The sequence below is a fragment of the Miniphocaeibacter sp. genome (assembly GCF_049276255.1).
In the GTDB taxonomy this organism is placed as follows: Bacteria; Bacillota; Clostridia; order Tissierellales; family Peptoniphilaceae; genus Miniphocaeibacter.
The window spans coordinates 20,669-34,152 of record NZ_JBASWB010000043.1 but is presented as its reverse complement, the minus strand read 5'-3'; the positions used below and the strand labels follow the sequence as shown (position 1 = coordinate 34,152).

The 13,484-nt window shown below is 31.0% G+C and carries 12 protein-coding genes; 10 read left to right on the top strand and 2 right to left on the bottom strand.

Going from position 1 to position 13,484, the window contains the following annotated elements; translation table 11 throughout:
* Together nuoF and WAO56_RS04010 are read right to left on the bottom strand one after the other, a co-directional pair.
* Positions 1-1,824, bottom strand: coding sequence for an NADH-quinone oxidoreductase subunit NuoF (nuoF, locus tag WAO56_RS04015; protein ID WP_422143384.1), 1,824 nt, complete (start codon positions 1,822-1,824; stop codon positions 1-3).
* A 47-nt stretch (positions 1,825-1,871) separates the two neighbouring features.
* Positions 1,872-2,375 (bottom strand): NAD(P)H-dependent oxidoreductase subunit E, encoded by a 504-nt coding sequence (locus tag WAO56_RS04010; RefSeq protein ID WP_422143187.1) that lies wholly within the window; start codon positions 2,373-2,375, stop codon positions 1,872-1,874.
* A 469-nt stretch (positions 2,376-2,844) separates the two neighbouring features.
* Between WAO56_RS04010 and WAO56_RS04005 the strand changes: the two genes are divergently transcribed.
* The 10 genes from WAO56_RS04005 to WAO56_RS03960 all read left to right on the top strand — a co-directional run bounded on the left by WAO56_RS04005 (position 2,845) and on the right by WAO56_RS03960 (position 13,480).
* Positions 2,845-3,921, top strand: coding sequence for a hypothetical protein (locus tag WAO56_RS04005; RefSeq protein WP_422143188.1), 1,077 nt, complete (start codon positions 2,845-2,847; stop codon positions 3,919-3,921).
* On the top strand, positions 3,921-4,622 hold the full coding sequence (locus WAO56_RS04000; protein ID WP_422143189.1) for a M48 family metallopeptidase: 702 nt from the start codon (positions 3,921-3,923) through the stop codon (positions 4,620-4,622). The genes WAO56_RS04005 and WAO56_RS04000 overlap by 1 nt, the downstream gene beginning before the upstream one ends.
* Positions 4,623-4,837: 215 nt before the next feature.
* Entirely contained in the window at positions 4,838-6,013 is a 1,176-nt protein-coding gene (locus WAO56_RS03995) for a molybdopterin molybdotransferase MoeA (RefSeq protein WP_422143190.1), read from the top strand.
* A gap of 11 nt (positions 6,014-6,024) precedes the next feature.
* On the top strand, positions 6,025-7,086 hold the full coding sequence (locus WAO56_RS03990) for a FecCD family ABC transporter permease (RefSeq protein ID WP_422143191.1): 1,062 nt from the start codon (positions 6,025-6,027) through the stop codon (positions 7,084-7,086).
* Entirely contained in the window at positions 7,077-7,871 is a 795-nt protein-coding gene (locus WAO56_RS03985) for an ABC transporter ATP-binding protein (RefSeq protein WP_422143192.1), read from the top strand. Before WAO56_RS03990 ends, WAO56_RS03985 begins: the two co-directional genes overlap by 10 nt.
* Positions 7,872-7,884: 13 nt before the next feature.
* Complete coding sequence (locus WAO56_RS03980; RefSeq protein WP_422143193.1) at positions 7,885-8,967, top strand: ABC transporter substrate-binding protein; 1,083 nt, start codon at positions 7,885-7,887, stop codon at positions 8,965-8,967.
* A 242-nt stretch (positions 8,968-9,209) separates the two neighbouring features.
* Entirely contained in the window at positions 9,210-9,773 is a 564-nt protein-coding gene (locus WAO56_RS03975) for a glycerol-3-phosphate responsive antiterminator (RefSeq protein WP_422143194.1), read from the top strand.
* A 15-nt stretch (positions 9,774-9,788) separates the two neighbouring features.
* Positions 9,789-11,282, top strand: a complete 1,494-nt coding sequence (glpK, locus tag WAO56_RS03970) for a glycerol kinase GlpK (protein WP_422143195.1) — start codon at positions 9,789-9,791, stop codon at positions 11,280-11,282.
* Between the two features lie 9 nt (positions 11,283-11,291).
* Positions 11,292-12,008 (top strand): MIP/aquaporin family protein, encoded by a 717-nt coding sequence (locus WAO56_RS03965; RefSeq protein WP_422143196.1) that lies wholly within the window; start codon positions 11,292-11,294, stop codon positions 12,006-12,008.
* Positions 12,009-12,049: 41 nt separating this feature from the next.
* Positions 12,050-13,480, top strand: a complete 1,431-nt coding sequence (locus WAO56_RS03960) for an NAD(P)/FAD-dependent oxidoreductase (protein ID WP_422146285.1) — start codon at positions 12,050-12,052, stop codon at positions 13,478-13,480.
* Positions 13,481-13,484: the final 4 nt, after the last annotated feature.

Below are 13,484 nucleotides of genomic sequence, written 5' to 3'. Positions count from 1 at the left end.
CTAACGTAAGTGAACAGAATTAGTAGGGCACACTTCCATACAGTTTCCACATTTTATACAAGCATCAGTATCAATAACATGTACTTCCTTAGGCTTTCCTGAAATACAATTTACTGGACAATTTCTAGCACACATTCTACATCCTATACAAGTATCATCTATATAATATTCAAGTAAGGCTTTACAATGTCCTGCTGGACATTTTTTGTCTACTACATGGGCTTCATATTCATCTCTAAAATATCTAAGTGTTGATAATACAGGATTAGGTGCTGATTGACCTAAACCGCAAAGTGAACTGATTTTAATCATATTACCTAGATTTTCAAGGGTGTCAATATCTTCTAAAGTACCTTTTCCTGCAACAATTTTTTCAAGAATTTCAAGCATTCTCTTAGTACCTTCACGACATGGTGTACATTTACCACAGGATTCATCAACGGTAAACTCTAAGAAAAATCTTGCAATATCAACCATACAGGTGGAGTCATCCATAACTATCATTCCACCGGAACCCATCATAGATCCTAGTGCAGTTAAATTATCATAATCAATTGGAGTGTCTAAGTAGTCCTTAGTAATACATCCACCAGATGGACCACCTGTTTGGACTGCCTTAAATTCCTTGTCTCCAATAATTCCTCCACCTATTTCATAGATAATATCCCTTAAAGTAGTTCCCATAGGCACTTCTATAATTCCGGTTCTCTTAATATTTCCTCCAAGGGTAAATACTTTAGTTCCATGGGATTTTTCAGTACCAATATTTGCAAACCAATCTGAGCCTTTATAAATTATCTGTGCAATATTTGCATAGGTTTCAACATTATTAATTAAAGTAGGTTTTCCCCATAATCCTTCATTTGCAGGGAAAGGTGGTTTGTTTCTAGGTATACCTCTTTTTCCTTCTATAGATTCAATAAGGGCCATTTCCTCACCACATACAAAGGCACCGGCACCTAATCTTAACTCTAAATCAAAAGAAAAATCCGTTCCCATAATATTGTTACCAAGTAGACCTAGCTCTTTTGCCTTTTCTATACTGGACTCTAATTTCTCTACAGCTGAAGGATATTCTGCCCTAATGTATATAAAACCATAATTAGCACCAATTGCATAACCAGCTATAGTCATAGCTTCAATAACAGAATAAGGGTCTCCTTCTAAAATGGATCTATCCATAAAGGCACCAGGGTCCCCTTCATCAGCATTACATAAAACATATTTAGGACTGCCTTCTGCATCTTTAGTAAACTGCCATTTTAATCCTGTTGGAAATCCTCCACCACCACGGCCTCTTAATCCACTTTCCTTAATTTCATCTATAACATCTTGAGGTGACATTTCATTTAAAGCCTTATGTAATCCTAAATATCCATCTAAAGCAATGTATTCTTCAATAGAATCAGGATTTATAACTCCACAGTTTTTGTGGGCTATTTTCTTTTGCTTAGTGTAAAAAGACACATCATAAATTGACTTTAAAATATCATCTGAAAGACTTTCAGGGTATATTAATTCATCAATAGTTTTATCTCCTAAAAGATCTTCCTCAACAATTCTCTTACCATCGCCTTCCTTTAAATAAGCATAGAATTTACCACCAGGATAAACAACAGCAATAGGTCCTGCTTCACATAAACCGAAACAGCCAACTCTTACAACATCTATTTTTTCCTCAGCCTTAGCTTCCTTTAAAGCGTCTCTAATTTCCATTTCAATTTCGTCAGACTTAGATGATCTACATCCTGTATCTCCACAAATTAAAACCTGCTTGTTATATAAGCTATTTATACTGGCGAAACGATTGTCCCTTAAAGCCATTTGAGGTAAAGTTTTATTTTTTATTTCCTTAAGCATTTGTAAGTCCATTATTTTTTCACCTCTTCGTTTCTATAAGAATCTAAAATCCCCTTAATATCTTCCGTTTTTAATTTACCATAAACATCGCCGGAAATAGTCATAACAGGAGCTAGTCCACAAGCACCAATACAACGTGTTGCTTGTATTGAAAAATTTAAATCAGGTGTAGTTCCACCAACATCAATTCCAAGTTGGTCTTTAACTTCATCTAACACATCCTGAGCTCCTCTAACATAACAAGCCGTTCCTAAACATACCCCTATTTCATGTTTTCCCTTTGGAACTAAAGAAAACTGGGAATAAAAAGTAACAACTCCATATATTTCAGCAATTGGAATTTTAGTTTTCTTTGATATAATTTCTTGTATCTCTATTGGCAAATAGCCAAATAATTTTTGTCCCTTGTGTAAAATTGCCATAAGGGAACCCTTTTTTGTTTTTTCTTTGTCAATGAAACTTTCAAACTCTTCTAGTTTTTCTGCATTAGCTTCATAATCAAAAGTAAAAGACATAAACACCCCTCCTAAAACTCATATTTTTGAAAATGTTTTCAATTTATATTCATTATGAATTAATTTGAATTAATCTCTATAATTATCTCATAAAAAATGCCTTATATCAATATATACGCCTATACTAGCCAGCCTATAACGTAAAGCATAAATAAAGTAATGTTAGTAGGCTAGAAAACATTTCTCCAAACCTTTAATAAGAAAATAGTGTATATTTTTAATTTTATATTCTACTATGTATATAATAGAATTAAATATTATTAAGTAGGTATTTAAAATAATGATGAAAATACTAGACTACAATCATTTAAAAATAGAATATATACTCTAGGATATACTAGAAAATATTTCACTAAAATCCATAATTCCATTAAAATCATTTTAAATGATTTAATATAGCTTATGGAAGAATAAATTAAGTTTCATAGTCAAATTAAAATATATTTAAAAATAAAAAATAGGAGTTATTATGAAAAATATAAGAGAGCTAACGGAGTTGAACAATTCCGATATAATATATCAAAATAAAGATATTGCCTATATTGAAAACTTTGGCGAAGATATATTCCATAAGGACATTCTTCTTTTTTCTAAAGATGGACTAGAAAAATTATATACCTTAGAATTTGGAGAAAACCTAGTAGTAGATAAAGAAAATCTAAATCTATATATTTGTACACTAAAAGATGGAAATATACTTATTAGAAATTCAAAAAAAGAAATTATAGCAAAATTTCCAATAAGAGATAGTAGAGAATCTATTTCTCATATTTCCATGAATATGGATTATTTAATGGTAAGGACCTTTGTAGACGAGGATTACGATGAAAAATTTTATATATTCGATTTGAAAAATCAAAAACCTATAAAAATATCCAATTGGAAAATTTTAGTCGAAGGTTTTAAAATGCCTAAAATAATAAGAAAAAACAATAAATACTATATGCTTTATGAGAAAACTAAGACCGCTTCCTTTTCATCACCTGGTTTAAGTAATAGGGATTTAGAGGGATTATCTACCGAAAGTTTATACCTTGCAGAAATAGACGATATTTTAATAGGAAAGACAGATTTTATCAGAGCTGCTAAATTATATGAAAATAAGGATACAAAAACATATGCCTATTGGAAAGTCTTAAATGACAAGATATTTATATTAGAAAATAAAAATAATAAATCCCGTATTATTAAAAGAACAATATCCAGTCCAAAAGAAGAGATTTTAGAAATTCCCAATAATATAGTTTTCTTTAAAATCGACGGAGATAAAGAATACTATATTTTTAATGAAAATAATAATTTTATTATTTATGATGAAAAAGGTAATATTTTAAATAAATTCAATTTAGATTTTCCAACAGACTATATCCAAACCGAAATATTTAGGAATGAAATATTAGACTTTTCAGATAATTTACTTATTATTAATGGGCTACTTCCAAAGGGTAACGAACTTCAGGCAGCAAAATTAGTATATGATATTAAGTCTCTAGAATTAAATATTATATTTTCTGACTATATTAAAATAGGAGATAAAATACTTTAATGATGAAAATATTAAAATATAAAAACCAAGAGATTAAATATAGTATAAAAAGGAAAAATGTTAAGAATATTAATATTAGAATAAGAAACAATATGGTAAATATTTCTGCAAATAATTCAGTATCGGAAAAATATATTGAAGATATACTTATATCTAAATGGAGCTGGATTATAAAAGCTCTTAAAAAAAAAGAGAATATTTTTTTACAAAATGAAGAGCACAAGTATATTACAGGGGAAGAATTTTTATATTTAGGTGAAAAATATCCCCTTAAGGTAATAAAATCAAATGAAAATAAGCTTATACTAGATAATAACTTACTATTATATATAGAGGAAGATAATAGTTTAACTACTAGAAAAAGAATTATAGATAATTGGTTTTTAAATGAAATGGATTATGTTTTTAAGGATTCTTTTAAAAGAAATTATCCCTTAATTACAGCCTACACAAATATAAAACCTAAATTAAAATACAGAAAAATGACTGCATCCTGGGGAAATTGTAGAATGCCTTCAGGAATTATTACTTTAAACAAATATTTAATAAGAACGCCTTTAGATTTTATTGACTATGTTATGGTCCATGAATTGGTACATTTAATACATCAAAACCATGGAAGGAACTTCTATAGTTTACTTGAAAAACTTATGCCTGACTGGAAAATAAGAAAGGAACTGGGAAATAATTATAATTTATAATTATATAAAATTTTAAAAGTAGTTTGCTTTATGTCGCTCGTTGTATTAATATAAATATATCGGATTAAAAAGATTTGCCTTTACTATAAACTACAATAGTTACTTATAGTTAATAATACTTTTAAATATATTACTAACTATAGTAGTAAAACGATTGTAAAGTATCTTTTTATTACCGATATTCTTATTTACTATTATTTAAGGAGCAAAATATTATGAAACCAGATAATCTGCCTACAATAAATGAGGTTTTAAAGAATTTGTACAGTAATTTACAATTACAAAGAAAAACTGAGTATATCCCCTTAAGTCAAGCTTATAACCGTGTACTAGCTGAAGATATTCTAAGTAAAAACACCTTACCACTAGTAAGAAGTTCAAAATTAGATGGAGTTGCCGTTAACTTTTTAGATTTCCAAGAAAATTATCCTAAAAGAAAAATATGGGAAAAGGATATCGACTATTGTTTTGCAGATACAGGAGATGACTTTAACTCAAAATTTGACACAGTAATTCCTATTGAAAATATTACTTTTCTAAAAGATGGAGGCTTAAAAATATCTTCGGATTTTATTTTAAATAAATACAATGGTGTTAATAAAAGTGGAAGTCTTTTAAAAAAGCAGGAATTATTAATAAAAAAAGATAGCAAATTAACTTTTTTTCATTTAAATTTACTGGCAAGTGGTGGATATAATATACTTCCAGTTTATAAGAAACCCATAGTTTCCTACATACCAACAGGAAGTGAATTAATATATCCAAGTGTTCCTCCAAATAGAGGGGAAAATATTGAAAGTAATGGTATTATGGTGAAGTCCTTAACTGAACAATGGGGAGCTAAGTTAATTACATATCCTATTTGTAAGGACATTAAAGCGAACTTAAACTCCATTTTAGATGAAGCCTTACACTTTTCCGATATTGTCCTTATAAATGGAGGATCTTCAAAAGGTAGTGAAGACTTTAACACTAAAATTATAAAAAATAAAAGTAGTTTTTTTCAACATAGGGTTAAGGTAGCCCCCGGTTTTCCCATAGGAATAGGAATTATTAATAATAAGCCTGTTATTAACTTGCCAGGTCCACCTATGGCTACTTTTGCAGCTATGCATTGGTGTGTGAAAAACTTAATTAATCACTATTTAAAAATAGAAAATTCTTCAAATAATATAGCTTATGGGGAACTTAGTCTAGATTTAGAAACTCCTGAAAAAATAGATCTTTACCTTCTTTTAAAAATTGAAATTTTACCAAATAAATTACTAGTAACACCTCTTTCTAACAAAAACCGCCATGGAGAGAATATGTCCCTTTGTAATGCTATAACTAGAATTCCTGCTGCTTCTAATTTAAGAAAAGGAGATTTAATAAAATTTGAATGGATTTAAAGGACAAGACAATGAATAGTAATAATACTAAAGATACTAACAATTTAATAAAGAAAATTAATAAGGATAATATTATTTTAATATTTTTACTAGTTATGCTCATAATACTAGCACTTTTTTCCATTACCCTTGGAAGATATGGCATTCCCTTTAAAACTGTATATGAAACTATTAAAGATGTCCTATTTGGCAATTTAGCAATAGATTCTAAGGAAGCATCAGTAATATTTATAATTAGAATTCCAAGAATAATTATGGCAATAATAGTAGGAGCATCTTTATCAGTTGCTGGTGCAGCCTACCAGGGAATGTTTAAAAACCCAATGGTTTCTCCTGATTTATTAGGAGTAGCTGCTGGCGCATCTGTTGGTGCCTGTATTGGACTACTACTATCATTAAATAGTGTGGAAGTTCAAATATTGGCCTTTATTTCCGGTTTATTAGCTGTTTTATTGGTTATGTTAATTAGTTCTGCCGTTTCACAAACTGGAAGTAATAATCTACTTACCTTGGTTTTAGCCGGAACTGTTATTTCCTCTTTGTGTACAGCTGTTACATCCTTAATTAAATATATTGCAGATACAGAAACAAAATTACCGGAAATAACTTTTTGGCTTATGGGGAGTTTAGCAAAAACAGGAGCTTGGAAAAATGTAATAATCCTACTTATAATGTTTTTAATTGGTGCAGTACCCCTATATTTTTTAAGATGGAAAATAAATGTTATGGCTTTTGGAGAAGAAGAAGCTCAAACTATGGGAATAGACACAAGAAAATTAAGAATAATAATTATTGCCTGTTCAACCCTCTTAACTGCTTCATCTGTAGCAACATGTGGGGTTATTGGTTGGGTAGGTTTAGTAGTTCCTCATATTTCAAGATTTTTAGTTGGCCCAAATTATTTAAAACTATTACCTTGCTCTATGCTAATGGGTGGAGTATTTATGCTTCTAGTCGATACTGTAGCAAGAAATTTAACAGCAGGCGAAATTCCTCTAGGCATACTTACATCAATTATTGGTGCACCAGTATTTATCTATATGTTATTTAAAGGAAGAAAGGCGTGGTCATAATTAAAATTACTGTAGAAAATTTAGCTTATGGCTATAATAATAAGGCTATAATGGAAAACTTTAACCTTGAAATAAATTCCGGAGAAGTTCTTTCCTTGTTAGGACCTAATGGTGCCGGTAAAACAACTTTGTTTAAGTCTTTACTTGGAATTCTACCAATTATAGATGGTGAAATAAAATACGATAATAAAAATATAGGCAGTATCTCAAAACAAGAATTAGCAAAACTAATAGCCTATGTTCCCCAAATACATAACACCCCCTTTGCTTTTCAAGTTATAGATGTGGTTTTAATGGGACGTACTGCTCATTTAGGTGCTTTTGGAAATCCAAGTAAAACGGATATTGAAAAAGCATATAATGCATTAGAGCAACTTCAAATTTCGTTTTTATCTGAAAAAATATTTACAGAATTATCCGGTGGAGAAAGACAAATGGTTATGATTGCCAGGGCTTTAGTACAAGAACCAAAATTTATTATGTTAGATGAGCCTACTTCCAGTTTGGATTTCGGTAATCAAGTTAAGGTTTTAGAGCAACTTTTGAAACTGTCTAAAAATGATATTGGAATAGTAATGACAACCCATACACCTGATCACGCTATACTTCTTAGTGGAAAAGTTGTACTTTTGTACGGACATGGTAATTATTTATTTGGTACAACAGAGGAGGTGATTACGGAAAATAAATTATCAAAAGCTTATGGAGTTGAAGTAAAATTATTGGAAAACTTTGTAAAAGATGAAAGAATTAAATATTGCTATCCAATAATTAATACTATTTAGAAAGGGGTTAAAAGTGAATAATAAAAAAGGTATTTTAAAATTTAAAGTATTAGGTATATTTTTATCTTTGGTTTTAATTCTAACAAGTTGTAGTAGTCCATCAAAAAAAGAAACAACTACCACCGATGTAGAAAAAAAACAGGAAACAACAGTAAAAACCAGAAAAATTACCAATGTAGATGGAACAGAATATGAAATTCCAGAAGAAATAACAGGTGTAGCTCCTACAATTGGCGCTTTCGCTCATATAACGGCTATGTTAGGTGGAAGTGAAAAACTAGTTGCTACAATTCCTAATTTAAGTGATTTATTTAAAGCCGTTTGGCCAAAAACAAACCCAGATGGTTATGACACTTCGAATATTGAGGATATTATAGCCTCCGGTGCACAAATAACCTATGGTCCAAATTATACAGAGGAACAAATGCAACAACTAGAAGCTGCCAATATTGTTACATTGAAAGTCAATGCTTTCTCTAATGTAGAAGAAATGAAGAATATTGTAACTTTAGTTGGAGATATACTAGGAGATGATGCTCCTGAAAAGGCAAAAGAATTTAATGAATACTATGATAACAATATTTCCTATGTAAAAGAAAAAACAAAGGATCTTAAAGAAGAAGAAAAAATTAAAGTATTAAATTTAAGAACTAGTGGTGGAAATTACACAACAGTAAATGGTAAAGATATTTCAGCAGAATATGCAAAAGCTGCCGGAGGAATTTTCGTTTCTGACAGTTACGAAGGAGTTTCCGGAGAAATGACAGTAAATACAGAACAAATTTTAGAATGGAATCCAGATGTTATATTTACTATGGGTGCTGAGTCCGGAGAAACAATAAAAAATGATCCAGCACTGGCAAATGTAGAAGCTGTAAAAAATGGAAAGGTTTTTGTTGAACCTTCAGGTACTTACCCTTGGTCTGTTAGATCTGCTGAGGGAGCATTAATGCCACTATTTTTAGGAAAAATCATGTATCCTGAAATATTTGAAGAGCTTTCAATAGAAGATGAAACAAAAAAATTCTATGATGAAATATATGGCTATAAACTTTCTGAAGAGGAAGTAGAAAAAATAATGGCTGGTGAAAAATAAATATATAGGTATATACTAAAACTAAACAGTTGCAATGTTTTTAACTAATATATTAATGTGCATATTTTTGTCATATTTTTCTATTATTTATAGACATTATAAATGTTGATTCACATTGTTTTTCATGGTATAATACTATCACATAACCGAAGAGATGAGAGTAAAGGTTGGTAAGCACTACCACTTTGTTCTTTTTTTGTGTCTTTTTTATCAAACTAAATTTAAGAGCGAAAGGAAATGCTATGAATAGGCTAATTAATATATTGGAATCGAATCCAACCGTTGCTGCAATAAAAAATGATGAGGACTTAAAAATCGTTCTAGAAAACGATAACGATGTTGTATTTATACTATATGGCGACATTTGTAATATTACAGATATAGTAAATAAATTAAAAGAATTTAACAAAATTGCAATTGTACATATAGATTTAATATCCGGTTTATCTTCAAAGGATATTAGTGTAGATTATATTAAAAAACACACTCGTGCCGATGGAATTATATCTACTAAACCGATGATTATTAAAAGAGCAAAAGAATTAGGTCTTTGGGCTATTTTACGTTTCTTTATTTTTGACACTATTTCTTTTGAAAATATATCAAAAGCTTTAAAGCATGTAACTCCAGATATGATTGAAATTTTACCTGGGTTAATGCCTAAGATAATAAAGAAGATCAATAATATGGTAGATGTACCAATTATTGTAGGGGGTTTGATAGACGAAAAAAGCGACGTAATAAGTGCATTAAATGCAGGAGCATTTGCAATATCAACAAGTGATCATAAAATTTGGAAAATGTAGAGAGGGGAGTTAAACATGACAAAGTATATTATGGCTTTAGATGCTGGTACCACTAGTAACAGATGTATATTATTTAATAAAAAAGGGGAAATTTGTTCAGTAGCCCAAAAGGAATTTACTCAAATATTTCCTAAACCAGGTTGGGTTGAACACAATGCTAAGGAAATTTGGTCAACTATTATGGGGGTAGCTGTTGAATCAATGTCAAACCTTGACATAGGAGCTGACGATGTAGCAGGAATAGGAATTACAAACCAAAGGGAAACTACAGTAGTTTGGGACAAAAACACTGGAGAGCCAATTTACAATGCAATCGTTTGGCAGTGTAGAAGAACTTCTAAATTCTGCGATGAATTAAAACAAGCAGGTTACGAAGATATGGTTAAAGAAAAAACAGGTCTTTTAATAGATGCTTATTTTTCAGCTACAAAATTAAAATGGATTTTAGATAATGTTGAAGGAGCTAGAGAAAAAGCCAACAAAGGAGAATTACTTTTCGGTACAATAGACACTTGGATAATATGGAGATTAACTAACGGAAAAGTACATGTTACTGACTATTCCAACGCTTCGAGAACAATGCTTTACAATATAAACACTTTAGAATGGGATAAGGAAATATTGGAGTTACTGGATATTCCAGCAAATATGTTACCTGAAGTTAAACCTTCAAGTGAAATTTATGGTTATAGTGACTCTAACTACTTAGGCGGACCTATCCCTATATCTGGAGCAGCTGGTGACCAACAAGCTTCTTTATTTGGACAAACCTGTTTCCAAAAAGGTGATGCTAAAAATACTTATGGTACTGGTGCCTTCTTACTAATGAATACAGGAGAAAAACCTGTTTACAGTACTCACGGCCTAGTAACAGCTATAGCTTGGGGATTAGATGGTAAAGTTAACTACGCTTTAGAAGGTTCAATTTTCGTTGCAGGCTCAGCTATACAATGGCTAAGAGATGAATTAAGAATTTTAGACTCTGCAGCAGATAGTGAATATATGGCTACAAGAGTTCCAGATACTAATGACTGTTACGTTGTACCGGCATTTACAGGACTAGGAGCTCCTTACTGGGATCAATACGCTAGAGGGGCTATTGTAGGAATTACTAGAGGAGTTAACAAATATCATATTATAAGAGCTACTGTAGAATCCTTGGCTTATTTATCCTATGATGTTTTAGAAGTTATGGAAAAAGATTCCGGCGCAAAAATGAAAACTTTAAAGGTTGATGGTGGCGCTAGTCAAAATGACTTCTTAATGCAATTCCAAGCCGACCTATTAAATGTACAGGTTCAAAGACCAAAGTTTGTTGAAACTACAGCTTTAGGAGCAGCTTATTTAGCAGGACTAGCTGTTGGTTACTGGAAAAATTTAGATGATATAAAACAAAATTGGGAATTATCAAAAGAATTCACACCTAGTTTATCAGAAGAAGAAATTCAAAATAAAATCAAGCGTTGGAGAAAGGCAGTTACTTATTCTCTAAGTTGGGCTGAAAAATAGGAGTTTAATATGAATAATACTACAATTTTAATATGCGAACTAATTGGAACTTTACTTTTAATTCTATTAGGTGATGGTGTTGTTGCAAATAATAATTTGAAAAAAACCGGCATGAACGGTGCAGGACCAATTCAAATTACAATAGCATGGGGTTTAGCGGTTTTAATACCTGCCTTTATATTTGGTGAAGCAACAGGAGCTCATTTTAATCCTGCTTTAACCCTAGCCTTAGCAGTAGATGGAAGTATTCCTGCATCAACTATTCCTTACTATATAATTGGCCAACTAATAGGTGCTTTCTTAGGTGCTTGTTTAGTTTACCTACTATATAAACCTCATTTCGATTTAACTGATGACAATGCGACAATTAAGGGATGTTTTTGTACTGCACCATCAATTAGAAATCCAATATATAACCTATTAAGTGAAATAGTTGGAACTTTTATATTGGTATTCGCTATTAAGGGAATTGGACAAGTGAGCAATATTGCTCCAGGAGTAGATAAACTTTTGGTATTTGGAATAATAGTATCAATAGGTATGTCGCTAGGTGGATTAACTGGATATGCAATAAATCCTGCAAGGGATTTTGGACCAAGACTAGCTTATGCAGTTCTACCTTTTAAGGTGAAGAAGGATCCTGACTTTGGATATGCTTGGATTCCAATAGTCGGACCAATAATAGGTGCTATTATAGCAGTTTTACTATATGGTGCTATTTTTTAAAAAAATTTAATGTATATTTTCAATTTTAAGGAGAAAAAATAATGTATGATGTTTTAATAATAGGGGGCGGATTTTCCGGTTCTGCTATTGCAAGAGAATTATCAAAATATAATGCTAAAATTGCAGTTTTGGAAAAAACAGAAGATATTTGTGAAGGAACTTCAAAGGCTAATACAGCTTTGGCTCATGGTGGTTTTGATGCAAAACCTGGAACATTAAAGGCAAAACTAAATGTTCAAGGAAATAAAATGATGGACAAATTAACAGAAGATTTAAATATTCCTTTTGAAAGAAACGGAGCCTTAGTTCTTTGTTTTGATGAAAAAGATATTCCTAAATTAGAAGAACTAAAGGAAAGAGGGGAAACAAATGGAGTTCCTGGACTAAGTATAATCAATCAGGAAGAGTTAAGAAAGTTAGAACCAAATATTACCGATGATGCTGTAGCAGCTTTATTATGCGAAAGTGCTGGAATAATATGTACTTTTACATTAAATTTCGCTTTAGCTGAAAATGCATATGAAAATGGAGTTGAATTCTTCTTCAATACAGCTGTAGAAGGATTTACAAAAAAAGAAGATAGATGGATAGTTCATACTAATAATGGCGATTATGAAGCAAAGGCAGTTGTTAACGCTGCTGGAGTATATGCTGATGAATTACACAATATGGTTTCCAATAAGAAACATTCAATAACACCTAGAAGGGGACAATACTTCCTAATGGATAAACAAGTTGGTGACACTGTAAGAAGAACTGTCTTCCAATTACCAACAAAGTACGGAAAAGGAATAGTAGTAACACCTACAATAGACGGTAATTTACTAATTGGACCAACTGCAGAAGATATTGAAGACAAGGAAGGAATAGATACTACTAAGGAAGGTTTAGATGAAATTATTGAAAAATCTAAAATGACTTTAAAATCCTTCCCTTATGGCTCTGTTATTACTTCTTTCTCTGGCTTAAGAGCTCATGATGATGAAGATGATTTTGTTATAGAAGAAGTTGAAGATGCTGAATATTTCTTCGATGCACTAGGAATAGAATCACCGGGTTTAACAAGTAGTCCTGCTATTGGACTTATGATGGCAGATCTTGTAAAGGAAAAATTAAACTTACAGAAAAAGGATAATTTCAAAGAAACCCGTGAAGGATTACCTTTAACTAATAGAATGACACCAGAAGAGCATAAGGCTTTAATAGAAAAGGACAAATCATTTTCAAAAATCATTTGTAGATGTGAAATGATAACTGAAGGGGAAATAGTAGCAGCCATTCATTCACCACTAGGTGGAAAAACTCTAGATGGACTAAAAAGAAGAGTTAGGGCTGGTGCCGGTAGATGTCAAGGTGGTTTTTGTGCTCCTAAAGTAATAGAAATAATATCTAGGGAACTTAATATTCCACAAGAAGAAGTAATGAAAAATAATTCCAACTCTAAAATTATTTTAGGTAGAACTAAGGAATAATAGG

Bases quoted from the DNA above. Each gene is read 5' to 3' on its own strand.
- nuoF (WP_422143384.1), bottom strand. From the start codon at position 1,824: ATGGCTTTAAGGGACAATCGTTTCGCCAGTATAAATAGCTTATATAAC.
- WAO56_RS04010 (WP_422143187.1), bottom strand. From the start codon at position 2,375: ATGTCTTTTACTTTTGATTATGAAGCTAATGCAGAAAAACTAGAAGAG.
- WAO56_RS04005 (WP_422143188.1), top strand. From the start codon at position 2,845: ATGAAAAATATAAGAGAGCTAACGGAGTTGAACAATTCCGATATAATA.
- WAO56_RS04000 (WP_422143189.1), top strand. From the start codon at position 3,921: ATGATGAAAATATTAAAATATAAAAACCAAGAGATTAAATATAGTATA.
- WAO56_RS03995 (WP_422143190.1), top strand. From the start codon at position 4,838: ATGAAACCAGATAATCTGCCTACAATAAATGAGGTTTTAAAGAATTTG.
- WAO56_RS03990 (WP_422143191.1), top strand. From the start codon at position 6,025: ATGAATAGTAATAATACTAAAGATACTAACAATTTAATAAAGAAAATT.
- WAO56_RS03975 (WP_422143194.1), top strand. From the start codon at position 9,210: ATGAATAGGCTAATTAATATATTGGAATCGAATCCAACCGTTGCTGCA.
- glpK (WP_422143195.1), top strand. From the start codon at position 9,789: ATGACAAAGTATATTATGGCTTTAGATGCTGGTACCACTAGTAACAGA.
- WAO56_RS03965 (WP_422143196.1), top strand. From the start codon at position 11,292: ATGAATAATACTACAATTTTAATATGCGAACTAATTGGAACTTTACTT.
- WAO56_RS03960 (WP_422146285.1), top strand. From the start codon at position 12,050: ATGTATGATGTTTTAATAATAGGGGGCGGATTTTCCGGTTCTGCTATT.